Here is a 22,719-nt window from a genome sequence, read left to right on the forward strand (position 1 = left end):
TGAGCCGCAGGCTCAAGAGGGGGCTGGCCCCCTCCTGTCACAAATAATCAGATCGTTGCAGACCGTATTTGGCCATCTTCTCGTTCAGCGTCCGACGCGGCAGGCAAAGCTCGTCCATCACCGAGGCGATCGACCCCTTGTGCCGACGCATCGTGTTGTCGATCAGCATCCGTTCAAACGCCTCGACATATTCTTTCAGCGGCTTACCTTCGGTGGTCATCACCGGCTGCATTTCCTCATGATCCGACATCAACAGCGAGGCAATTGTTCCGGACCCGCGTCGCGACTGAAGCACGGCACGTTCCGCTATATTGATCAATTGCCGTACGTTCCCCGGCCACGGAGCTTGCAGCAACTGCGCAGCCTCCTGCGCGCTGACCTGAGGCGCGTCACAGCCGTATTCCTCGGCAAATTGCTCGCTCAGACGCGTGAACAGCGACAGAATATCCTCTCCGCGCTGACGCAGCGGAGGCATGGTGATCCGCAGCGCGGCCAGCCGGTAGAACAGATCGGGGCGCAGAACATCCTCGCTGGTCTTGCCCGCTTCCTGCAGGTTCGAGATCGCAACAATACGCGTTTCCGCCGGCGTGCCCTGCTGATTCATCACGCTCAACAAACGGGCCTGCAGTGTGTCACTCAGCGCCTCGACATCCTCCAGCACCAACGTCCCGCCGCGCGCCTCTTCAATGGCGGGCAATTGCGTGTCTTCGGGCTGCATCGGACCGAACAGACGCTTTGACAGGGCGTCCTCCTCCAACGCCGCGCACGAGACCAGAACGAATTTCTTGCCCGCCCGGCTGCCCACGGCGTGCAAGGCATGAGCGACCAATGTCTTTCCAGTGCCGGTCTCTCCGTCGATCAGAACGTGACCATCCGCCTGCCCCAGATCGAGAATATCTTCGCGCAACCGCTCCATCACAGGGCTGGCGCCGATCAGCTTGTTCATGATCTGGGTGCCGCCTGACAGCTCACGCCGCAGTGCCCGATTGTCCAATGTCAGACGCCGCGCATTGCTGGCACGTTTCGCAAGCTCGGACATGCGATCAGGATTGAAGGGCTTTTCCAGAAAGTCGAAGGCCCCGACACGCATCGCTTCAACCGCCATGGGCACGTCGCCGTGACCGGTGATCATGATCACCGGAAGCGTGCTGTCCGCCCCCATCAGCTTTTTCAGCAACTGAATACCATCCATTCCCGGCATCTTGATGTCCGAGATCACGATACCCGGGTATTCCGGCCCCAGAACCTTGAGTGCATCCTCGGCGCTGGAAAACGTCTCGGTGTCATAGCCCGAAAGCGCCAGCCACTGGCTGATCGACTGACGCATGTCCTGTTCGTCATCCACGATGGCAATCTTCATGGCCTGTGCCATAGTCTTCCCTTTTATTCTGCGGCCTCCAGGCCGTCGCTGCCCAATATGGGCAATTGCATCTCAAATACTGCGCCGCCATGCTGGGCATTGCGCGCGGTCAACCGTCCACCATGGTCGTTCACGATCCCGGACGAGATGGCAAGCCCCAGACCCACGCCATCCCCGGGGCGTTTGGTAGTATAAAACGGCTCGAACAAGTTTTCGATGTCCTCAATCCCGTGTCCATTGTCGCGTACCGTCAGAACCGCCTGGTCACCGGCGGCCAGGATGATTTCGACATCCGGCTCTGCAACAGATTTGGTGGCGTCCAGCGCATTGCGCAAGAGGTTGACCATCACCTGCTCGATCCGCATCCGGTCCCCCATAACCACCACCGGCGCTTCCGGCAAAATCTGAGTGATCTTCACGTGGCGCTGACGCAGCTGAGGTTCCATCATCGACAGGGATGAGGCCAGCGCTTCTCCAAGATTTACAGGCGAAAACGCGTCTGCCCCTTTGCGGGCATAGGATTTGAGTTGTCGTGTGATCGCGCCCATCCGCTCGATCAAACCATCGATACGACCAAAGCTGGCCAGCGCCTCTTCCGGACGGTTGCGGCGCAGCAGCAACCGGGCCCCCGCAAGGTAGGTTTTCATCGCTGCCAGAGGTTGGTTCAACTCGTGACTGACCGCCGCCGACATCTCGCCCAAAGCTGCCAGTTTCGAGCTTTGCGCCAGCGTCTGTTCGGCAACTTCCAGCGTCTTTTCAACTCGTTCCCGCTCAGCAATTTCCCGCTGCAGGCGGGCATTCAATGCGCGAAGCTCTGCCGACTCGCGTTGAAACAGGGTCATCCGCGACGTCGCGCGACGGCTGAGCGCATAGAAGGCCAGCGCCAGAAGAATCGCAAACCCCATAATTTCCAGCGCCAAAACCCCGTTCACCCGTTCGCGAATGGACGAGTATGTGGTGAACGAGGTCATCTGCCACCCCCGGAACGGAATGCGCGTTTCCATCCGCATCACCGCCTCGCCTTTCAGATAAGCATCGGCAGGCAGCGCCGTCCAATCGGTCGTGACCCGGATCGCACGTTGGATGGCGTTTTGCGGCGGTTGCAGCAACAGGGCTGAAGCCTCATCCTGCCCCCGCCAGCGCGGCTCGGTCGACAGAATGATCGTTCCGGTGCTGTCCATCACCATCACCGCGTCGGAAATACCCGACCAGGCGCGTTCAAACTTCTGCAGGTCAACCTCGACCACGATGACGCCAAGGATTTCCGATCCGGCTTCCATCCGACGGGAATAGACAAAGCTATAGCCTCCGGATTCCTTGGAAATGACCGAGAATATGGTGGCGTTGGATCGGATCGCATCAATGAAATAAGGCGAGCTTCGATGCGCCTCGCCCAGACGGTTCCGGTCGGTTGCCGCCACCGTGCGCCCATCCCCATCCAGCAACATCAACGAGGCGGCTCCGATTTCTTCAACAAACGAAATCAGCCGCTGCGTCGACAGCGAGTAATCGACCGATTGCAAGGCCGAGATCAGAGTAGGATCGCGCGCCAACAATTGCGGCACAATGGCGTTGCGTCTCAGTTCGCTCAAAAGGTTGCCGGAATACAGTGCCAGTCGCAATTCTGCGCGGTTGCGCGTCGATTCTGTAAACCGGTCGGTCAGCAGATTGTTCGTGACCCAGACCGTCGCAAAGGCCACCACCAACAAGGTAAACAGCGCAAGCCGCAGACGCCAACCCATCGGCGCGCCACGCAGACGCGACAGCAACCGTTTTGGTTTGGGTTGGTTTTTTGCATTCATCCCAAAACGCTACGCGCCTGCGGCGGGGACCTCAAGTCACGCGGGGGTCAATACAGATGACAATGCGCGGAAGAGCGCCGTTCCGTCGGTGCCGCCGTGGCCTGAATCCGCCGCACGCTCTGGATGAGGCATCATGCCCAACACGCGCCGGTTGTGCGACAGGATGCCCGCAATATCATCGCGCGAACCATTTGGATTTTCAGCATAAGTGAAGGCGATCCGGTCCTCGGCGCGCAACTCTGCGAGGGTTTCGTCATCGGCGAAATAATTGCCATCGTGATGCGCGATCGGAATACCGATCACATCCCCTGCATTATACCCCTCGGTAAAAGCGCTGTCGCTGGTGACAACCTTCAGGCCAACCGTGCGGCAGATGTATTTCAACCCGGCATTGCGCAACAGCGCACCCGGCAAAATGCCGGTTTCGGTCAGGACCTGAAAGCCGTTGCAGATGCCCAGAGCGTAACCGCCCCGCTCGGTATGCCCCGCAAGCGCCTTACAGATTGGCGATTGGGCCGCGATTGCGCCGCAGCGCAGATAATCACCATACGAAAACCCGCCGGGAACCCCTACGATATCGATGCCCTGCGGCAGCTCGGCGTCCTTGTGCCAGACCATCTCGACCTGAAAGCCCGCGTGTTCGAAGGCGACGGCGAGGTCACGGTCACAGTTCGAACCGGGGAAAACGATGACAGCTGCACGCATGGCGGGCCCTCCTAACAGGCAAAATCGGTAACGACCGCGACTCCGGCGGGCGCTGGGACGTCAAAGGCGGCAAGCTCGTCACTTACCTGGTTCAAAGATATGTGTCGCGTGACAAGCGGGCTCAGGTCTACAGAGCCGCCCGAGATCAGGGACAAAAGCGACGGGTAGCGCCAGCTTGGCATTCCGCGGGTTCCATAGATTTCAAGCTGACCCGAGTAAAGAGCATCCATCGGCAAAGCCATCGTCACATGCGCGCCGGCAGGCATTCCGATTTGCACCATACGGCCCAGCTTTCGCAGAGATCGCAGTGCCGCCACTGTGGTAGTTTCGATCCCCAGCGCCTCGATCGTCACATGAGCCCCACCGCCGGTGATGTCTTTCACGGCTTCTACGGCGTCTGAAGTGGCGGCATTCACCACAGCGTCAGCACCCAGACGGGTGGCATAGTTCAGCTTTTCATCAGTTATATCGACCACAACAACCCGCGCGCCCAGAGCCTTGCCCAGCAAAAGGGTCGAGATGCCGACACCGCCCCCACCAAACACGGCCAGCCACTCTCCACCCTGCACGCGGGCCCGGCCAACAAGCGCCTGCCACGCAGTGGTGACACGGCACCCCAGCGCAGCCGCGATGTCAGGGGCCAGGTTGTCCGGCAGTACAGTCAGGTTGGCATCGGCATGGGCGACGGCGATATATTCCGCAAAAGCACCATCACAGGTAAAGCCCGGCACAACTTGTCTGGCACAAATCGTCTGATGGCCCTGCGCGCAATCCGGGCAATGGCCGCAGGCAAGAATGAAGGGTGCGATCACCCTGTCCCCGACCTTCCAGCGATTGACTCTTGCACCGGTGGCCGCGACCTCGCCGCAAAACTCGTGTCCGGGAGTGATAGGCAGAACGACATCAGGGTCCGATCCGGTCCAGGCGTGCCAGTCGGACCGGCACACGCCACAGGCCAGAACCCGAACGACGACGCCATCCTCTGACGGTTCAGGGTCCGGGATGCTCGTCAGTTCCAGCGGCTGACGATAGGTGATCAGTCGCGCGGCCCGCATTTGGTCAGACCAATTCGATCTCGTAGCGTTCGATGACCGTGTTGGCCAACAGCTTCTCGCACATCTCGGTAATGTCGGCTTCGGTGGCCCCGTCGGCCAGTTCCAGGTCGATCACCTTGCCCTGACGCACGCCCTCGACCTGATCAAAGCCCATGGCACCCAATGCGTGACGCACCGCTTCACCCTGCGGGTCGAGAACCCCGTTCTTGAGCATCACATGCACCCGAGCCTTCATCTTAAATTTCTCCGTTCATGGGCCGGTTTCCGGTCCGTTTCAATGTGCGCGGGATCCTCCCCCGCTTTGACTTGTTCGAGTATCCTGCCAGAGCCCGGCAGGATCAGTTGATCAGTGTCGGTTTGGTCACGTTGCTTTTTGGCAGAACACCCAAACGGCGCGCGACCTCGGAATAGGCGTCGGTCAGGTTGCCCAAATCGCGGCGGAACACGTCCTTGTCCAACTTCTGACCCGTTTCGATATCCCACAGACGGCAGCTATCGGGGCTGATCTCGTCTGCCACAATCAGACGTTGGAAATCGCCCTCGAACACGCGCCCGATCTCGATTTTGAAATCAACCAGCCGGATACCGACCGCAAGCATGACACCGCTGAGGAAATCGTTCACGCGCAGCGCGATGCTGAGGATATCATCCATATCCTGCTGGCTGGCCCAGCCGAAGGCGGCGATATGCTCTTCGGTGACCAGCGGATCGCCCAGAGCGTCATCTTTATAGCAATACTCGACAATTGGACGCGGCAGTTGCGTGCCTTCGGCGATACCCAGACGTTTGGACATAGACCCGGCCGCATAGTTGCGCACAATCACTTCCAACGGAACGATCTCGCAATTGCGAACCAGTTGCTCGCGCATGTTCAGACGACGGATGAAGTGGTTCGGTACGCCGATCTGGGCCAGGCCGGTCATGAAAAACTCGCTCAGGCGGTTGTTGAGAACGCCCTTGCCATCGATGACATCCTTTTTTTCCGCGTTGAAGGCGGTGGCGTCGTCCTTGAAATACTGCACGATTGTGCCGGGCTCGGGGCCTTCATACAGGATCTTTGCCTTACCTTCATATATCTTCTTGCGACGCGCCATAAGCGACCTTTCACGACCGGGGCGAGGGAATGAGTCCCTTCGCGTTGGCGCCCTCATAGTGCAAGCCCCGCCTTCCCGCAAGTTTACTGACCCGAGAGGGTTTGACGCAGCGCAAATACCTTGCACCCGACGCGTCGTATAGTCATATCATCAGGAAAGAACATGTTATCCAAGGGGTCCCCACCAATGACCACATTCGACGAGCGTGAAGCCGCGTTTGAAAGCAAATTTGCCCATGACGAAAAGATGCAGTTCATCGCAAGGATGCGTCGCAATCGGTTCATGGCTGTCTGGGCGTCCGCGCTGAAAGGCGAAACCGTTGAGCACGCCCGCAAATACGGTCAGCAGCTTGTCCATACGGACCTGCAGAATGTCAGCGAAGACGACGTTGTCGAGGCTGTTAAGGGCTATCTTGGCGACCTGGCAGACGAAGCCAAAATCCGCGAAAAGATGGCGGAACTTCTGGCCGAAGCCAAGGTTCAGGTGATCTCGGAATCCGAAGCCTGATCCCATAAAAGACAAAACTCATTATCTTCATGAGTTTTATGAGTTTGATTTGACGCCCCGGTCATGAGACACGGGGCGTCTCTATTTGATAGGTTTTGGCCTTATATTTTGGAATACCCCATGACGAATGCACTCAGCACCCTACTGGATCGTGTCGATGTTATCCTTGCGGATGGCGCAACCGGAACCAACCTGTTCAATATGGGTCTTCAATCCGGAGACGCGCCAGAGCTGTGGAACGTAGACGCCCCGGATAAGATCAAGGCGCTGTATCAGGGGTCTATCGATGCGGGCAGCGATCTGTTTCTGACCAACACGTTCGGTGGCACCGCAGCGCGCCTGAAACTGCACGACGCGCAAAACCGGGTGGGGGAGTTGAACCGTATAGGTGCCGAACTGGGCCGCGAGGTCGCCGATGCTTCGGACCGGACGGTGATTGTTGCAGGTTCTGTCGGCCCCACAGGCGAGATTATGGAACCTGTTGGCAGCCTGTCTCATGCCGACGCGGTCGAGATGTTTCACGAACAGGCCGAGGCTCTGAAAGATGGCGGTGCCGATGTGCTGTGGCTCGAGACCATCAGCGCCCCGGAAGAACTCCGCGCAGCCGCCGAAGCCTTCGCGCTGGCAGATATGCCATGGTGTGGCACCATGAGCTTTGACACCGCTGGCCGGACGATGATGGGCGTGACCTCCTCGGATCTGGCGATGATGGTCGATACCATGGCCAACCCGCCGGTGGCGTTTGGTGCAAATTGCGGCACGGGTGCCTCGGACATCCTGCGCACGGTTCTGGGTTTTGTCGCGCAGGGTACGGAAAAGCCGCTGATTTCGAAAGGCAACGCCGGTATTCCGAAATACGTCAACGGACATATCCACTATGATGGTACGCCCGAGTTGATGGGCGATTACGCTGCCATGGCGCGTGATTCCGGTGCAACCATCGTGGGCGGTTGCTGCGGTACCACACCCGACCACCTGCGCAAGATGCGCGAGGCCCTGGATACCCGTCCGCGTCAGGATCGCCCGACCCTGGATCAGATCACCGACGCGCTGGGACCCTTTACATCGGCCTCGGACGGCACAGGCGATACCGCCGCGCCCGAGCGGCGGACACGCCGCCGCCGCCGCGCTTGAATGTGCTGCTTTAGCGCCCCTCGAATTTCGGGGGGCGTTTTTGCATGAAGGCCACGACGCCTTCGGAAAAATCCCGCGTTCGTCCGCATTCCCCCTGCAAATGTGCTTCAGTCTTCAACTGTTCCGACAGGCTGTTGTCATAGGTGCCGCGAATGGCCTTCTTGATCGCGCCAAACCCGGCTGTTGGTCCCTTGGCCAGATAATCCGCGCGTTTGCGCCAATGCGCGTCAAAGCTGCCATCCGACACAGCTTCCCAGATCAGCCCCCAATCATCAGCCTGCCGGGCACTGATCTTGTCTGCAAAAAGCGCGGCCCCCATGGCTTTGGCAAAGCCCATTTGGCGCGGCATGAACCACGTGCCTCCGGCGTCCGGCAACAAGCCGATCCGGGCGAATGCCTGCAGGAAATAGGCGCTTTCTGTCGCGATCACCACATCCGCGCACAAGGCCAGATTGGCCCCTGCCCCAGCAGCCGCACCGTTGACGGCTGCTATGGTCGGCACCGGACAGGCATAGACCGCCTCCAGCATGGGTTCGTATTCGTCGCGCAAAGTGCCTTCCAGATCGATCTTGCCAGTGCTGGACGCATCGCCCAGATCCTGACCAGAACAAAAAGCGGGCCCTGCGCCGGTCAACACAATGGCGCGGGCATCCTGCGCTGCAATTTTCATGGCATGAGTGATCTCGGCCCGCATCTGCGTGGTCAGCGCATTCATCTTGTCCGGACGATTCAAGGTCAGAACCGCCAAATCGTCCGAAATCTCCAGCCGAATTTCTTCGTACTCCATCATCCCCCCTCTGTTCCGAGTTTCATGCAACTCTGACTGAGATGCTCGAGAAGGGAAAGGTGAACGGCGCGTCAGTTTTCCAGAATTCGCCGCAGACGCTCCTGCTCTTCGTCGCTGAGCTTGTCCTGATCTGCACTTACCTGAGGCTGCGATCGCTTGCGCAGAAAGTTCCAGCCCATGCCTGCGGCAACCAATAACATGATCGGCCCTGCCAACCAGAGGAACAGGTTTGCCCCCTTGGTTGTCGGGTTCAGCAGAACGTATTCGCCATAACGTTCGACGATGAAATCCACAGCTTCCTGATCGGTGTCGCCCGCCACCAACCGTTCGCGCAGCAACAGGCGCAAATCCCGCGCCAGTTCCGCGTTGCTTTCATCAATGCTCTCGTTGCGGCAAACAAGACAGCGCAAGCCCGTGCTGATATCCCGCGCCCGCGCCTCAAGCGCCGGGTCGTCAAGAACTTCATCCGGCTGAACGGCGAAGACCGGCGTCGCAATCATCATGAGGATCAGGACCAGACGTTTCATTCTGCAGGCACTCCTGTCGCAGGCGTCTTGCGCGCGCCTGCCGCCACGCGGAACCGGCGATCCATCAGGCTTAGCAAACCGCCCAATGACATCAGAATGCACCCGCCCCAGATCCAGTTGGCCAGAGGCTTGATATAGGTCCGCATCACCCAGCCACCATCGGCCTGCTGATCCCCGATGACGACATAGAGGTCGCCCAAGAACCGGTAATCGATGGCCGCTTCGGTTGTGGGCATCCGCGCCACCGGATAGTCGCGCTTTTCAGGATGCAGAGTTGTCATCTGCCGCCCGTTTTTTTCGATCCCAACATCCGCAGTGGTCGAAAAGTAGTTCGGCCCCTGCACCCGGCGGACATCCTGCAAGGTCAGGGTGAATTGCCCGACCTCGAACGGTTGCCCGGGCTGTGCGACACGAATATCTTCGACCTCCCATGCGGTCAGACCGGCAATGGCGAAAATGGTCACGCCCAATCCGGTATGTGCAACGGCTTTGCCCCAGTCTGCGCCCGGCAGGCGGAACAGACGCGTCAGGCTGCCCTTGCGGCCTGTCCGGCTCCAGAGATCAATGATCGCTCCAAACGTGATCCACGCGCCGAGGAAAAGCCCCACCGGCCCCAGCGCGCTACGGCCTGTCTGCATAACCCAGACCAGTATCGCCAACGCCACGGCAAGAACAAAAGCATAGCGCAGCGACCACGCCGCACGCCCCAGTCGACCGCGTTTCCATGGAAGGATAGCCCCGACCGGCAGAACCAACCCCAACACGACCATGAAGGGCGTGAAAGCGAAGTTGAAGAACGGCGCCCCGACCGAGAGTTTGCGGTCAAACGCCATCTCGGCCACCATCGGCCACAACGTGCCGAAGAACACCACGAAACAGCTGACGGCCAGCAGGATGTTATTCACCACCAGCGCGCTTTCGCGGCTGACCATTCCGAACACGCCTTTGGCCTCCATCGCCTGCGCACGCGCCGCAAACAACGTCAACGCTCCGCCAATGAAAATCACCAGAATGAACAGGATGAACACCCCGCGCTCGGGGTCATTTGCAAAAGCATGAACCGAGGTCAGCAAACCCGACCGCACAATAAACGTCCCGATCAGCGAGAACCCGAAAGCGATGATCGCCAACAGGATGGTCCAGCTTTTCAGCGCCTCCCGTTTTTCCACAACAATAGCCGAATGCAGAAGCGCCGCCGCCAGAAGCCATGGCATGAACGAGGCGTTCTCGACGGGATCCCAGAACCAGAATCCGCCCCAGCCCAACTCGTAATAGGCCCACCATGATCCCAAGGCGATGCCGATGGTCAAAAAGACCCACGCTGCCAGTGTCCAGGGCCGCACCCATCGTCCCCAGGCCGCATCGATGCGACCTTCGATCAGGGCGGCAACCGCAAAGCTGAATGCCATACTCAGCCCTACATAACCAAGATACAGAAACGGTGGGTGAAAGGCCAAACCCGGGTCTTGCAACAACGGGTTCAGATCGCGCCCGTCAAAGGGCGGGACCGGAAGCCGGTCGAACGGATTCGATGTGAACAGAATGAACGCAAAAAACGCGACACCGATCGCCGCCTGCACTGAAAGCACCCGCGCCTTGAGCGTTGGCGGCAACCCTCCGCCGAACACCGCGGCCATGGCGCCAAACAAGGTCACGATCAGCACCCACAGCAGCATGGAACCTTCGTGATTGCCCCATGTTCCGCTGATCTTGTACAACATCGGCTTCGCGGAATGGCTGTTTTCCACCACAATCCGCAATGAGAAATCCGAAGCCATGAAGGCCCAGACCAACGCAGCAAACGAAAACCCGGTCAAAAGGAACTGCGTTACCGCAGCGGGTTCAGCAAACCCCATCCAACCCGGCCACCGTTTTGCGGCTCCAATAAAGGGCACCACCGCTTGCACGATGGCAACCAGAAACGCGAGGATTAAGGCGAAGTGACCGAGTTCTGTAATCATGGCCCATTTATACGCGCAGCGCGGGGCAAGGACCATTCACTTTCACTCAACGTTGCTGCACATAGTGTCGCGGCCTATCCACCACGTCGCCGTTTCCAATCATCCAGAGCGGGATTATGATCCGCCGACATGATCGCCTTTGACCTGTCGTCCGGGTCGCCGTCTTCCCGCAAGTCCAGCAATTGATCGAGATTGGCAACGACATCCGGCGTCCGCCTCAACGCCGCACCGACCTCTCGCTGAAACTCCTGTGCCTTTGCCTGATGACGGGCACCGAAATAAAAGCTGACGATCACCCCCAAAAGCCACCACAACGGCTCGGGAACCAGCGCAATCCCCTGCATCCGCGCGGCAAACCACAAGGGATCTATCATGGCCGCCAAAAACAGCCCCAACGTCCCCAAAGCCAGGGCCGGGCGCGGCAGGCGGTTCAAACCGTCCACAAAACGGTCGAACATACCGCGTTGTGTCAGTTGAAACTCAGCCCCGAATTGCGCCAATGCATCCGTGCGCAAAGAAACGGCCCGCGCGGCACCTTCATCCGCCCCTTCCCGAAAAATCTCGGCTGTCTCCCTCACCACGTTGCGCCCGCCACCGAACAACAATCCGAAAATGCTCGCAATCAGTCCCATGCGGATATCCTTTGTTCAAATTCAACTTTGCTCAGATGATATTTCGGCGAAACAAAGGCCTCGGCTCGCTTGATCCAACCGCCTTTGCCACCAACCCGAGTACGTACATATTTTCGCGAGGCCGGTCTGCGATCCGCCAAGCGGAAATAAAAATTGCGCCGGGCGATCCCGTACGCATCCCGCAAAAGCCCCACGTCCGATGCCCCGGCATCCGCCGTCGCCTGCGCGGTCTCAGGGCCGATGACGCTGTCGACCGCCAGATCATAGCCCATATGCCGCAGCAACGTTTGCAACAGTTTCACCGCCTGTCCGCCGGCATTCACATACATATCAAAAACCGACGGCCTAACTGCCGCAGGCAACATTTGGATACGTGGCTTTTCGTAATAGTGCTCCAGAAATATTGCGATCGCCTGATCCTCACTCAGGGCGCGCACATCGCGACGATCCACTTTGCCGTCCCCGGTCAGGTCCATCCCCAAATGCCGCAGCGTATGTATGGTGACACCACGTTTTGTCGCACCCCCGGGATCATCAGGATCATCCACGTAACCGCCTTCCCGGGCGACGATCTCCCGGGCAATCTGTCGAACCGTTTTCATACACCCATCCCTTGATCAGATGCCCAAACCGTCCCGCATTTCAATTAACCCATCAAAAAGGCAAAGGGCGCTGCCCGCCCATTCGGCGCAACGCCCCTTCTTCTTCTGTTCAAAAATACCTCCGCCGGAGGCATGCAGCAAAGCTGCATTCAGCTTTCGTCACCTTCCTTGTAAACGCCTTGTTCTTTCAGCGCGTCAACAACTTCCTTCGGCATATATGTCTCGTCATGTTTCGCCAGAATCTCAGTGGCTTCAAAGACGCCGTTCACATAGCTTCCGGTTCCCACCATTCCCTGATTTTCCGAGAACAGATCCGGCAATACCCCGGTGAACGCCACCGGCACGCTTTCCCCGCCATCCGTCACGACAAAATGCACCGTTTCGCCCTGCCCGCGAATGATCGAGCCTTCCTCGACCAATCCGCCAATGCGAAACACTTCACTCGGCTTTGGCGGCTCCGCAATCACCTCGCTGGGCGAGCGGAAAAAGTTGATGCCATCGCGCATGGCGTAACCGATCAGACCCGTGGCCAGCACAAGGGCCACAACGGCCAACAGGATCACCTGAACTCGACGACGTTTCTTGAGCGTTTTCATACCGTCCTCATGGGAACAATGGGGCCATCATCAGGCCTGCGGTTTCGGTTTCACCTAACATCAGGTTGGCGTTCTGCAAGGCTTGCCCACTGCTACCTTTCGTCAGGTTATCCAACGCGGCGACAACAATTGCACGCCGCTCGATCCGGTCCCCGACAACGCCGATATGGCAGTAGTTCGACCCCCGAACATGATGTGTTGAAGGGGTTTCGCCAAATGGCAGAACCTGAATAAAGGGCTCGGCCTCATAGGTTGATTGCAGTGTTTCATAAACGCTTTGCGGGTCGCCCTTCACGTACGAGGTCGCCAGAATGCCCCGGTTCGCCGGGATCAGGTGCGGCGTAAACTGCACATGTACCGTACGTCCGGCGAGTTTGGAGAATTCCTGATCAAACTCGCCCAAATGCCGGTGCGTACCACCCACGGCATAGGCGTTGTAACCTTCGCTCAATTCCGCGTGCAGCAGGTTTTCCTTTAGCGATCGCCCTGCCCCGGACACCGCGCATTTCAGATCCAGAATGATATCATCCAGATCAATCACGCCCGCGGAAATCAAAGGCCGCAACACGTATTGGCCGGTCGCCGCGTTGCAGCCTGTGCCCGCAACCAACCGCGCCGACCGGATGTCGTCCCGGTAAAATTCTGTCAGGCCGTAGACGGCCTCGGCCTGCTGATCCAATGCCCCATGCGGGTTCCCGTACCATTTTTCATACTCATCTGCCTCTTGCAGGCGAAAATCAGCAGACAGATCAACGATTTTCAGGTTTTTGGGCAACGTGCGGATGACGTCCTGGCTGGTCTTGTGCGGCAAGGCGCAAAAGCAAAGGTCCACCGATGAAAAGTCGATCTCAGATATCTTGCACAACACAGGCAGGTTCAGATGGCGCAGGTGCGGAAAAACCTGATCCATCGATTGCCCGGCTTTCCGCTCGGCCGCCAAGGCTACAATTTCCATGTTCGGGTGCTCGGCGATCAGCCGCACCAGTTCGGCACCGGTATAGCCAGAGGCGCCCAGAATTGCGATTTTATGGGTCATGTCAGACCTCGTTTCCTTCGTATGTCACATGTATCGACCGCCGATGCGACGGTCATTGAATTAGAGAATCGGGATTGCGCCGTCCTTGACCTAGGTCAGGCGGCTTCAAAGGTGATTTGTCGTCGCAAAAACTGCGTTGCGCGATCTGAAACAACCGGGGCTTTGCCCGTGGTCAGAAACCCGCCGTCGCCTTCGCCCAGCATGGCCGGATGCCGCTGCAGGTAATCTGCAAGGCTCTCTGCCACCAGATCTCCCTGACTGTAGACCTTCACATCAGGACCCAGCGCGGCCTGAAACTCTTCGGCCATCAACGGGTAATGCGTGCAGCCCAAAATGGCTGCCTGAGGTTCGGGCATCTTGCGTTTCAACGCGTCGACATGCGACCTGACCAGCGCCTCGGCCAAAATCAGGTCCCCGTCTTCGATGGCATCCACAACACCGCCACAGGACTGCGCCTCGACGTCCACTCCGATCGCCCGAAAGGCCAGTTCGCGCTGAAAGGCCCGGCTGGACACGGTCGCGGGCGTGGCAAACAAGGCCACATGCTGAACCGCGACCTCGCGTGGCGGAGAGTTGTCGCCCCATTGCCGCTCGGTCAGCGCTTCGATAAGCGGCACGAACACGCCCAATACGCGCTTGCCCTCGGGCACGCCTTCTTCCTGCATCCGACGCAACGCCGCCGCGCTGGCTGTGTTGCAGGCCAGAATCACCAGATTACACCCCCGCGCCCACAAATCGTTTACCGCCCGGCGGGTCAGTTGATAGATATCCTCGGCATCCCGCACGCCGTAGGGCGCATGCGCGCTGTCGGCGTAATACAGGAAGTCCACCTCGGGCAGACGTTTCTGCGCGGCGTTCAGGACGGTCAGACCGCCCAGACCAGAATCAAAAATACCTACTGCCATTTACCCTTCAGGCGCGATGCCGTTCCTCAAATTCATAGCCATAATCATAAGACTTCAGCGGCTTCGGAGACAGCTCATACGTGGCTTCGCGCAGGAAATCCATCATCTTGCGCGTATCCTTGCCCAATGGGTCCAGAACGTCGCGCCCGATAGGCTCACCAATAACCACCTGAACCGGCGTATCCACACGTTTCTTGAACTCTTTAATGAGCAAGCCCATGCGTAATGTATTGTGCAAATGGCTTGCGATCTGGAACAGGCGCGACGTATGTCCGTCAAAGAAAACCGGCACCACGGTGGCCTCGGACTTGGCCACCATCCGGGCGGTAAAGCCACGCCAACCCGGGTCCATGGGGTGCGAGAAAGGTTTCGCGCCGGTGCTGACCGTTCCGCCCGGGAAAATCCCGATGGCACCGCCATCGCCCAGGTAATTCAGCGCGGTCTTTCGGGTGTCGAGGTTCAGCTTCATCGCCTCTTTCGTGGCATCAAACGAAATCGGCAGCACGACGCGATTCAAATCTTCGGCCTTGCGGAACACGTGGTTGGCGAGAATGCGAAAATCTCCGCGGGTCTGTGACAGGATATGCCCCATCATCAACCCGTCCAGAATACCATAAGGGTGATTGGCGATCAGGATGATCGGGCCCTCTTTGGGAATATTGCTGAGCGCGCCACCCACCACGTCCAGAGTCAGCCCATACCGTTCGACCATAACCGCCCAGAAATCCCGACCCCGCGCCACATCCCGCTCGTACCCGTCCGCGCGCTTGATCAACCGCAGGCGACCTGTGGTATTTTCCATCAACTTGATCACCATGCGACCGCCTTTGGTTTCGGCGGAATACGCATATGAGATGTCACGGGCGACATGGTGGCGCGAGGGCATTTTGGTCTCCGAAAACTTGCCTGTCTTTTTATAGGCGAATTTCCTGCCCAAGAAACGTGACAAGCCTGTGAAACGTCATTCAGCCGCAGCTTGCAGCTGAGGTCCGCCATCGCGGATGACGGCCAGCAATTCTTCCCGTCGCTTTGCCGCCTTGGCCTCGCTTTCCACAAGGACGGGTCCGAATCCCCGGATGTCCAGCGGCAACCGGGCCAGCGCGGCTATCGCGTCGCGGGTCTGTGGTGTCAGTTTTGGAAGGACCTCTTTCATGTCCTTTTCATATTGCCGGATCAGCGCGCGTTCCATCCGGCGCTCGACGCTGTAGCCAAACACATCCAGCGGCGTGCCGCGGATCGCTTTCAGCTTTGCAAGCACCTTCAGGGGACCAAGGAACCATTCGCCAAAAGCGCGCTTTCTTGGCCGGCCATTGTCACCCTTGGTGCCCAAAGCAGGCGGGGCGAGATGGAAGGTCATCTTGAAATCGCCGTCAAACTCGGCCGCAGCCTTCTCGCGACTGCTGAGCAATAGCCGGGCGACCTCGTATTCATCCTTGTAGGACAAGAGTTTATGATAGCCTCTTGCCGCAGCCTCGCGGGTCTTTTCATCTTCGATATTTTCAACCAGCTTGCGATAGCGTTTTGCCAGTCGGGCGTTCTGATAATCTGTCAGATGCCCCGCCCGGAAGTCGATGATCTGATCCAGCGTCTTCGGCAAATCGGCCACCTTGTCTGACAAAAGCCCCGCCGCATCTTCAGGGTACAGGACAGCCCACCGACCGACGTCAAACGCGCGCTTGTTGCGCTCGACCGCGGTGCCATTCAACTCGATCGCTTGCATGATCGCATCATAGCTGATGGGCAGCAAACCGCGTTGCCAGCCTGCGCCAAACACCATCATGTTTGAATAGATCGAATCCCCCATCACCACACGTGCCAGATCGCTGGCGTCGAACAGACTGACACCGTCTTTCAACCGCGCCTGCAGCGCCAGTTCCAGCTGATCGCTGGGGATCTGGAATTCCGTATCGCGCGTGAAATCACCGGTGATGATTTCGTGATTGTTGACCACAGCACCGGTTTGACCTTCCCGCGTCAGCCCCAGCGTCTTGGCCCCGGCCGAGACCACCAGATCACCGCCGATCAGGGCATGGGCCTCACCTGTTGCGACCCGAATGGCGCTGATGTCCTCGGGCCTGTTGGCAATCCGGCAGTGAATATGAACCGCTCCGCCTTTTTGCGCGAGACCCGCCATTTCCATCATTCCGGCACCCTTGCCGTCGATCTGTGCGGCTTGCGCCAGAACTGCACCAATGGTGACAACACCGGTGCCGCCAACGCCGGTGATCACCACATTATGCGTGCCTTCGATCCCTGGCAGGTCGGGTTCCGGCATGTCGGGAAGTTCAAGTTCAATCGCGGCCTCTTTGCGGACTTTGGCACCTTCCAGCGTCACGAATGAGGGGCAAAAGCCGTTCACACAGGAAAAATCCTTGTTGCAGCTGGATTGATCGATTGTGCGCTTGCGTCCCAGTTCCGTCTGTTTCGGCACGATGGATACGCAGTTCGACTGCACACCGCAATCTCCACAGCCTTCGCAGATGTCGGTGTTGATGAACACGCGTTTATCCGGGTCAGGAAACGTACCGCGCTTGCGGCGCCGGCGTTTCTCGGCTGCGCAGGTCTGGACGTAGACAATGACCGAGACACCCTCGATGTCGCGGAATTTTTCCTGAACCTTCATCAGTTCGGCGCGTTCATGCGCCTCGACACCCTCGGGCATCGCCTTCAGGTTCACGTCTTCTTTTTCGTCATAGACGAGGGCGACGTGCTGAACACCCATGGCCTTGACCTCGCGAATAATACGTTCGGCGCTCAGACCACCTTCGTTACCCTGTCCGCCCGTCATCGCGACCGCGTCGTTGAACAGGATTTTGTAGGTGATATTGGTGCCCGCAGCCAGCGCTGCGCGGATCGCCTGAACTCCGGAATGGTTATAGGTGCCGTCACCCAGATTCTGGAACACATGCTTTGTGTTCGAGAACGGTGCTTCCCCGATCCAATTCGCGCCTTCACCGCCCATATGGGTAAAGCCTGTCGTCTCGCGGTCCATCCACTGAACCATATAGTGACACCCGATCCCGGCATAAGCCCGGCTGCCATCGGGTAACCGGGTCGAACTATTATGCGGGCAACCCGAACAGAAATACGGAAGACGCTCTGCGATTTCCTGCGCGTTATCGGCCCGGCGTGCGTCTGACAGGCTGGCCAGACCGGCGCGAACACCATCGGTATCGCGCCCCTCTTCGATCAGGATATCGCCCAGCTTCTCGGCAATCATGATCGGATCAAGCGCACCTCGGGTCGGGAACAACTCTTCACGATGCAAGGTGCCTGCCCCACCTTTGTACCAGCCATAAACACGCCGCCCACGCCGGTCGTCAAAGATCGCTTCTTTGACCTGAACTTCAATCAATTTGCGCTTTTCCTCGACGATGACGATCAGATCCAGACCTTCTGCCCAGTCGTGGAAACCCTTCATATCCAACGGGAATGTCTGACCAACCTTGTAGGTCGTGATCCCCAGACGCTCGGCCTCGGCCTCGTCAATGTTCAACAGTGACAGCGCATGCGTCAGATCCAGCCAGTTTTTACCGGCAGCTACCAGTCCGATCTTGGCCCCCGGTTTACCCCAAATCCGTTTGTCCATCCGATTGGCATGCGAAAACGTCTCGGCAGCGAAACGCTTGTAATCGATGACCCGCGCCTCTTGCAGATGAGGGGTATCGACCAAACGGATGTTCAGGCCGCCCTCGGGCATTTCGAATTTGGGAGTGACGATCTTCATGCGATCCGGGCTGCTATCCACGACCGAAGTGACCTCGATCGTGTCTTTCATCGTTTTCAACCCAACCCAGACACCCGCGAAGCGACTGAGCGCGAACCCGTAAAGCCCATAGTCCAGGATTTCCTGAACGCCCGCCGGGCTGACGACTGGCATATAAGCATCCACCAACGACCATTCCGACTGATGCAGCACAGTCGAGCTTTCACCGGTATGGTCATCCCCCATAGCCATCAACACGCCGCCATGTTCTGCCGTTCCGGCCATGTTGGCGTGGCGCATCACGTCGCCCGATCGGTCAACGCCGGGGCCCTTGCCATACCAAAGGCCGAACACACCATCGAACCTGCCCTCGCCGCGCAAACCGGCTTGCTGGCTACCCCACAACGCGGTGGCGGCCAGATCTTCGTTCAGACCGTATTGGAAAGTGACATCACTTTCCGCCAGTTGCTTCTCGGCCCGAGACATCTGCAAATCGACTGCGCCCAAGGGCGAGCCGCGATATCCGGTTACCAGACCCGCCGTATTCAGGCCCGCCGCCCGGTCGCGCGCCTTTTGCATCAGCATAAGCCGCACCAGCGCCTGTGTTCCATTCAACAGAACCGGGCTTTTGGACAGATCGAAACGGTCGTTCAGAGTGATTTTTGGCTGACTCATCAGACGCCTCCCCACGTCGGATTAGTGTGCTCTACTTTTCACCATTTTAGGTCAAAAATACTGACCTGCATAGTAATTTTCCTCGTTTACGCAACGATTTCCGGGTTCGAATGTAGAATTTGTTACGTGTTTCATATAGGGCTGCGATTGGATAACGAAAGTTGCGACAATGGATTGGGACAAGCTCAGAATATTTCACGCGGTTGCGGATGCAGGCAGCCTCACGCATGCGGGGGACAAGCTCAATTTGTCTCAATCCGCTGTGAGCCGTCAGATTCGCGCGCTGGAAGAATCGCTGGATGCGACCCTGTTTCATCGTCATGCACGTGGGCTGATTCTTACGGAACAGGGCGAGTTTTTGTTTGATGCCACGTCAGCCATGTCCAAACGCCTTGACGCCGCCGCAGCGCGCATCCGCGACAGCGAAGACGAGGTGTTTGGCGTATTGCGTGTCACCACCACCTTCGGCTTTGGAACATTGTGGCTGGCCCCGCGCCTGCCCAAGCTGTACGAGCAATATCCCGATCTGAACATCGACCTGATGCTTGAGGAGCGGGTTCTTGACCTGCCCATGCGCGAAGCCGACGTTGCCATTCGCATGAAAGAGCCCAGCCAGGCCGATCTGGTGCGCAAACGCTTGATGACAGTGCAGATGCAGCTATACGCCACCCGAAAATATCTTGATACACATGGTGGCGCGCCGCAAACGCTGGACCAGATTTCCAAACACCGATTGATCTGCCAGACCCCGTCCGCCCCGCAAGTCGGCGCCGGTGCCGCGATGGTGCGGCACCTGATGACCCACAATCCCGCATCGCTCTTGACGGTGAACAATTATTTCGGCGTTTTGCAGGGTGTGCTGCATGATCTCGGTATCGGTGTTCTTCCCGATTACGTGACCGAGGACTTTTCTCACCTTGTGCCAGTTCTGGCCAATACGGAAAGCGCAGATGTTCCCGTCTACCTGGCTTTCCCGGAAGAATTGCGTCATTCCAAGAGGATAGCGGCGTTTCGCGACTTTGTGCAGGATGAAATCATTGCCCATCGCAAGCAATTGCGACAATTGGGTAAACTCTAGCCATGCACTGTCCGCATAGCGGCCATGACATAGTTAAGCTGTAAAACACCTTGATCGTTCACAAACTGATCCCTAAATGAGCACTCGAAGGCGATGATGCTGTAACGCTCATCATCTTCATACCTCCCTGTTGGACTACGGCCGAGCTTAGTGCTCGGCCTTTTTTTTGGCTGCAGTGTCTCATCAATGGGGCGAAAGCGCTGGGAAAACCACGCGCATGCGCCTATGATCCCGAAAAAGCGATTAAAATTTCGTGATCGAGGGCAAATTCATGTATCATCCACTCCGCCTTTTGGTGGCGCTGGTCGCTGCACTATTCCTTGCAGGACCACTTCATGCGCAAGACTCTGGCACCGCATCCACCGTAACCATCCCCGAGGATTTGACACCTGAACAGGTCGACGATCTGGTTGCCCGGATGTCGGATGATCAGGTGCGGTCCATCTTGTTGGAGCGTCTGGATGCTGTGGCCGAGAAGAATGCGGCTGAAGCGGAGGAACGTGAAGATCCGATCACCGAGATCAATGAAATCTGGGCTGAGATGGTGGCCTCGTGGACGCAGGTCATCACCACCTTGCCCAATATCTTCACGGCACAGGCCAAGGCGGTTTCGAATTTCGTAACCAAGTTCGACGGCACGGGCGCTCTGGTCCTGATCGGGCTTGTGCTCAGCGTTCTGGTCGTGGGCTTCATCGCAGAAAAGCTGTTCGGCCTGCTGACCCGTAAATGGCACAACAAGACCGAGGTCGCGGATGAGAACGACCTGTGGGGCGCGGTGCGGTATCTGTTTGTCCGCTTTTGCCACGAGATCGCCGGTCTGGTCGTGTTTTACGTGGTCATTCGCGCTGTGGGCCGGGGGCTTCTGACACCCGAGCAGATCGTTTACGCGGCGCCCTTTGTCTTCTACCTGATCTGGATTCCGCGCCTGGGTGCGGCGGCCTCGCGCTTTGTTCTGGCCCCAAACAAGTCCCATTACCGTCTGGTCAATGTGGATGATCACTGGGCCAAATACCTGCACCGCAACCTGATCGGCCTGCTGATCCTGATCGGCTTCACCTTGTTCCTGCTGCATTTCAACCGCCTGAACGGCATCACCGGCGGCGAGACGCGCATCGGGTTCTGGCTGAACGCAGGCATCCATATTTATATCGGCGTGATCGCCTGGAAAGCGCGCGATGGCCTATCGCAGATGATGCTGGGATCAGACCCTGACCACACCAAGTTCGACGAAGAGGTGGCGCATTATTATCCCTATTTCGCCATTGGCGTTTCGGCGGTGATCTGGTTACTGGTCGAGTTCATCGTGGCGCAGCGGAACCCCACTTCGCTGGCGCTGCTGGTTCAGGGCGCGCATTTCACCACCATGTTCTGGCTGCTGATCGCGCCCGCGCTGGATACGCTGATCCGGGGGCTGGTGCGGCACCTGCAACCTCCGATGCAGGGGGATGGTGCGGTGGCCGAGCGGGCCTATAGGTCGGCCAAACGCAGCTATATCCGCATCGGGCGCGTTCTGGCGGGCATTCTGGTCATCCTGATGATCGCCAACGCCTGGAACCTGAACCTGCAGGAAATCGCCGGCGGCGACGAGGAATCGGGCAGCAAGCTGGTCCAGTTCTTCCTGATCATCGCCGTGGGCTATATTCTGAACGAGGTCGTCTCGCTGTGGATCAACCGCCGACTGGCGAAAGAGATGACCGCGTCCGAGCAAAGCCCCGATGAAGAGGCAGGCGAAGGTGGCGGCGCGGGCGGATCGCGGCTGGCCACTGTGCTACCCTTGTTGCGGGCCACGGCGCAGATCACTATCGCCGTGATCTTTGGATTGCTGGCGCTTGGGGCTTTGGGCATCAACATCACACCGCTTTTGGCCGGTGCCGGTGTTCTGGGTCTGGCCATCGGCTTTGGCGCGCAGAAACTGGTGGCGGATATCGTCGGCGGCATCTTCTTCCTGATCGATGACGCATTCCGGGTCGGTGAATATGTCGATGTGGGCGGCACCATGGGCACGGTCGAGAAAATCTCGATCCGTTCCATGCAGCTCCGCCATCACCGCGGACCGGTGCACACCATTCCTTACGGCGAGATTCAGAAGTTGACCAATTTCAGCCGCGATTGGGTGATCATGAAGCTGAAGTTCACTGTGCCGTTCGATACCGATCCCAACAAGGTCAAGAAAATCTTTAAAAAGATCGGGGCCGAGATGATGGCGGACGAGGTCCACAAGGATGGCTTCCTTCAGCCCTTCAAATCGCAGGGTGTGTTCGACTTTGACGACGTCGGCATGATTATTCGCGGCAAGTTCATGGCCAAGCCTGGCAAGCAATTCACCTTGCGCAAGGAAATCTTCAACCGGGTGAAAGCAGCCTTTAACGAGAACGGTATCGACTTTGCCCGCCGCGAAGTGCGTGTGGCCATTCCCGGACTGGACGAGGTCGAGAACCTGACCGAAGAACAGAAAACAGCTGTCGGGGCCGCCGCCGCGGACGCAGTTAACAAGGGCGAGGCCCCGGCTTAACCCGACTGAGGTGCCTCCGGTTTGAGGCAAAACAAGCCATACAAA

General features: G+C 58.3%; 20 protein-coding genes. 4 read left to right on the forward strand and 16 right to left on the reverse strand.

Annotated features, from left to right (window positions below):
• Positions 1-37 precede the first annotated feature (37 nt).
• The 6 genes from ACR0K4_RS11455 to purC form a co-directional block, all read right to left on the reverse strand.
• A complete protein-coding gene (locus ACR0K4_RS11455) occupies positions 38-1,372 on the reverse strand; it encodes a sigma-54-dependent transcriptional regulator (protein ID WP_480854049.1) in 1,335 nt (444 codons plus the stop codon).
• 11 nt (positions 1,373-1,383) lie between these two features.
• Positions 1,384-3,102, reverse strand: a complete 1,719-nt coding sequence (locus ACR0K4_RS11460; protein WP_480854194.1) for a sensor histidine kinase — start codon at positions 3,100-3,102, stop codon at positions 1,384-1,386.
• A 96-nt stretch (positions 3,103-3,198) separates the two neighbouring features.
• A complete protein-coding gene (purQ, locus tag ACR0K4_RS11465) occupies positions 3,199-3,867 on the reverse strand; it encodes a phosphoribosylformylglycinamidine synthase subunit PurQ (RefSeq protein WP_480854050.1) in 669 nt (222 codons plus the stop codon).
• 11 nt (positions 3,868-3,878) lie between these two features.
• On the reverse strand, positions 3,879-4,922 hold the full coding sequence (locus ACR0K4_RS11470) for a zinc-dependent alcohol dehydrogenase family protein (RefSeq protein WP_480854051.1): 1,044 nt from the start codon (positions 4,920-4,922) through the stop codon (positions 3,879-3,881).
• A 4-nt stretch (positions 4,923-4,926) separates the two neighbouring features.
• Positions 4,927-5,157: a phosphoribosylformylglycinamidine synthase subunit PurS gene (gene purS / locus ACR0K4_RS11475; protein ID WP_170354098.1), complete on the reverse strand. Its 231-nt coding sequence runs from the start codon at positions 5,155-5,157 to the stop codon at positions 4,927-4,929.
• 103 nt (positions 5,158-5,260) lie between these two features.
• Positions 5,261-6,016 carry a phosphoribosylaminoimidazolesuccinocarboxamide synthase gene (gene purC / locus ACR0K4_RS11480; protein WP_480520250.1) on the reverse strand — a complete coding sequence of 252 codons (756 nt, stop codon included), beginning with the start codon at positions 6,014-6,016 and terminating at the stop codon, positions 5,261-5,263.
• Between the two features lie 186 nt (positions 6,017-6,202).
• Between purC and ACR0K4_RS11485 the strand changes: the two genes are divergently transcribed.
• Both ACR0K4_RS11485 and bmt read left to right on the forward strand, forming a co-directional pair.
• Positions 6,203-6,523, forward strand: a complete 321-nt coding sequence (locus ACR0K4_RS11485; RefSeq protein WP_480520248.1) for a DUF1476 domain-containing protein — start codon at positions 6,203-6,205, stop codon at positions 6,521-6,523.
• Between the two features lie 120 nt (positions 6,524-6,643).
• Positions 6,644-7,657, forward strand: coding sequence for a betaine--homocysteine S-methyltransferase (bmt, locus tag ACR0K4_RS11490; protein ID WP_480854052.1), 1,014 nt, complete (start codon positions 6,644-6,646; stop codon positions 7,655-7,657).
• Between the two features lie 10 nt (positions 7,658-7,667).
• Here the strand turns inward: bmt and ACR0K4_RS11495 are convergent, their stop codons facing one another.
• The 10 genes from ACR0K4_RS11495 to ACR0K4_RS11540 all read right to left on the reverse strand — a co-directional run bounded on the left by ACR0K4_RS11495 (position 7,668) and on the right by ACR0K4_RS11540 (position 19,084).
• Positions 7,668-8,444: an enoyl-CoA hydratase-related protein gene (locus tag ACR0K4_RS11495; RefSeq protein ID WP_480854195.1), complete on the reverse strand. Its 777-nt coding sequence runs from the start codon at positions 8,442-8,444 to the stop codon at positions 7,668-7,670.
• Positions 8,445-8,515: 71 nt separating this feature from the next.
• On the reverse strand, positions 8,516-8,971 hold the full coding sequence (locus tag ACR0K4_RS11500) for a cytochrome c-type biogenesis protein (RefSeq protein WP_480520245.1): 456 nt from the start codon (positions 8,969-8,971) through the stop codon (positions 8,516-8,518).
• Positions 8,968-10,932, reverse strand: coding sequence for a heme lyase CcmF/NrfE family subunit (locus tag ACR0K4_RS11505; RefSeq protein ID WP_480854196.1), 1,965 nt, complete (start codon positions 10,930-10,932; stop codon positions 8,968-8,970). The genes ACR0K4_RS11500 and ACR0K4_RS11505 overlap by 4 nt, the downstream gene beginning before the upstream one ends.
• Positions 10,933-11,006: 74 nt before the next feature.
• A complete protein-coding gene (locus tag ACR0K4_RS11510; RefSeq protein WP_480520243.1) occupies positions 11,007-11,564 on the reverse strand; it encodes a holin family protein in 558 nt (185 codons plus the stop codon).
• The gene (locus ACR0K4_RS11515) at positions 11,555-12,166 is read right to left on the reverse strand and encodes a holin-associated N-acetylmuramidase (protein ID WP_480854053.1); all 612 of its coding nucleotides are present in this window, start codon (positions 12,164-12,166) and stop codon (positions 11,555-11,557) included. Before ACR0K4_RS11515 ends, ACR0K4_RS11510 begins: the two co-directional genes overlap by 10 nt.
• Before the next feature lie 149 nt (positions 12,167-12,315).
• Positions 12,316-12,762, reverse strand: a complete 447-nt coding sequence (gene ccmE, locus ACR0K4_RS11520) for a cytochrome c maturation protein CcmE (RefSeq protein WP_480520239.1) — start codon at positions 12,760-12,762, stop codon at positions 12,316-12,318.
• Positions 12,763-12,769: 7 nt separating this feature from the next.
• The gene (gene argC, locus ACR0K4_RS11525; RefSeq protein WP_480854055.1) at positions 12,770-13,798 is read right to left on the reverse strand and encodes an N-acetyl-gamma-glutamyl-phosphate reductase; all 1,029 of its coding nucleotides are present in this window, start codon (positions 13,796-13,798) and stop codon (positions 12,770-12,772) included.
• Positions 13,799-13,893: 95 nt separating this feature from the next.
• Complete coding sequence (locus tag ACR0K4_RS11530) at positions 13,894-14,703, reverse strand: glutamate racemase (RefSeq protein ID WP_480854056.1); 810 nt, start codon at positions 14,701-14,703, stop codon at positions 13,894-13,896.
• Positions 14,704-14,710: 7 nt separating this feature from the next.
• A complete protein-coding gene (locus ACR0K4_RS11535) occupies positions 14,711-15,589 on the reverse strand; it encodes a lysophospholipid acyltransferase family protein (protein ID WP_480854058.1) in 879 nt (292 codons plus the stop codon).
• A 75-nt stretch (positions 15,590-15,664) separates the two neighbouring features.
• Positions 15,665-19,084 carry an indolepyruvate ferredoxin oxidoreductase family protein gene (locus tag ACR0K4_RS11540; RefSeq protein ID WP_480854059.1) on the reverse strand — a complete coding sequence of 1,140 codons (3,420 nt, stop codon included), beginning with the start codon at positions 19,082-19,084 and terminating at the stop codon, positions 15,665-15,667.
• Between the two features lie 169 nt (positions 19,085-19,253).
• On the opposite strand from ACR0K4_RS11540, the gene ACR0K4_RS11545 reads away from it, so the two are divergent.
• Both ACR0K4_RS11545 and ACR0K4_RS11550 read left to right on the forward strand, forming a co-directional pair.
• The gene (locus tag ACR0K4_RS11545; protein WP_480520229.1) at positions 19,254-20,162 is read left to right on the forward strand and encodes a LysR family transcriptional regulator; all 909 of its coding nucleotides are present in this window, start codon (positions 19,254-19,256) and stop codon (positions 20,160-20,162) included.
• A gap of 271 nt (positions 20,163-20,433) precedes the next feature.
• Positions 20,434-22,674 carry a mechanosensitive ion channel family protein gene (locus tag ACR0K4_RS11550; RefSeq protein WP_480854061.1) on the forward strand — a complete coding sequence of 747 codons (2,241 nt, stop codon included), beginning with the start codon at positions 20,434-20,436 and terminating at the stop codon, positions 22,672-22,674.
• The last annotated feature ends 45 nt before the right edge of the window (positions 22,675-22,719 follow it).

The organism is Ruegeria sp. K11 (assembly GCF_056531905.1).

Bases quoted from the DNA above. Each gene is read 5' to 3' on its own strand.
- bmt (WP_480854052.1), top strand. From the start codon at position 6,644: ATGACGAATGCACTCAGCACCCTACTGGATCGTGTCGATGTTATCCTT.
- ACR0K4_RS11535 (WP_480854058.1), bottom strand. From the start codon at position 15,589: ATGCCCTCGCGCCACCATGTCGCCCGTGACATCTCATATGCGTATTCC.
- ACR0K4_RS11545 (WP_480520229.1), top strand. From the start codon at position 19,254: ATGGATTGGGACAAGCTCAGAATATTTCACGCGGTTGCGGATGCAGGC.
- purC (WP_480520250.1), bottom strand. From the start codon at position 6,016: ATGGCGCGTCGCAAGAAGATATATGAAGGTAAGGCAAAGATCCTGTAT.
- ACR0K4_RS11515 (WP_480854053.1), bottom strand. From the start codon at position 12,166: ATGAAAACGGTTCGACAGATTGCCCGGGAGATCGTCGCCCGGGAAGGC.
- purQ (WP_480854050.1), bottom strand. From the start codon at position 3,867: ATGCGTGCAGCTGTCATCGTTTTCCCCGGTTCGAACTGTGACCGTGAC.
- ACR0K4_RS11470 (WP_480854051.1), bottom strand. From the start codon at position 4,922: ATGCGGGCCGCGCGACTGATCACCTATCGTCAGCCGCTGGAACTGACG.
- purS (WP_170354098.1), bottom strand. From the start codon at position 5,157: ATGAAGGCTCGGGTGCATGTGATGCTCAAGAACGGGGTTCTCGACCCG.
- ACR0K4_RS11460 (WP_480854194.1), bottom strand. From the start codon at position 3,102: ATGGGTTGGCGTCTGCGGCTTGCGCTGTTTACCTTGTTGGTGGTGGCC.
- ACR0K4_RS11550 (WP_480854061.1), top strand. From the start codon at position 20,434: ATGTATCATCCACTCCGCCTTTTGGTGGCGCTGGTCGCTGCACTATTC.
- ACR0K4_RS11505 (WP_480854196.1), bottom strand. From the start codon at position 10,932: ATGATTACAGAACTCGGTCACTTCGCCTTAATCCTCGCGTTTCTGGTT.
- ACR0K4_RS11455 (WP_480854049.1), bottom strand. From the start codon at position 1,372: ATGGCACAGGCCATGAAGATTGCCATCGTGGATGACGAACAGGACATG.
- ACR0K4_RS11530 (WP_480854056.1), bottom strand. From the start codon at position 14,703: ATGGCAGTAGGTATTTTTGATTCTGGTCTGGGCGGTCTGACCGTCCTG.
- ACR0K4_RS11485 (WP_480520248.1), top strand. From the start codon at position 6,203: ATGACCACATTCGACGAGCGTGAAGCCGCGTTTGAAAGCAAATTTGCC.
- ccmE (WP_480520239.1), bottom strand. From the start codon at position 12,762: ATGAAAACGCTCAAGAAACGTCGTCGAGTTCAGGTGATCCTGTTGGCC.
- ACR0K4_RS11500 (WP_480520245.1), bottom strand. From the start codon at position 8,971: ATGAAACGTCTGGTCCTGATCCTCATGATGATTGCGACGCCGGTCTTC.
- ACR0K4_RS11495 (WP_480854195.1), bottom strand. From the start codon at position 8,444: ATGGAGTACGAAGAAATTCGGCTGGAGATTTCGGACGATTTGGCGGTT.
- ACR0K4_RS11540 (WP_480854059.1), bottom strand. From the start codon at position 19,084: ATGAGTCAGCCAAAAATCACTCTGAACGACCGTTTCGATCTGTCCAAA.
- ACR0K4_RS11510 (WP_480520243.1), bottom strand. From the start codon at position 11,564: ATGGGACTGATTGCGAGCATTTTCGGATTGTTGTTCGGTGGCGGGCGC.
- argC (WP_480854055.1), bottom strand. From the start codon at position 13,798: ATGACCCATAAAATCGCAATTCTGGGCGCCTCTGGCTATACCGGTGCC.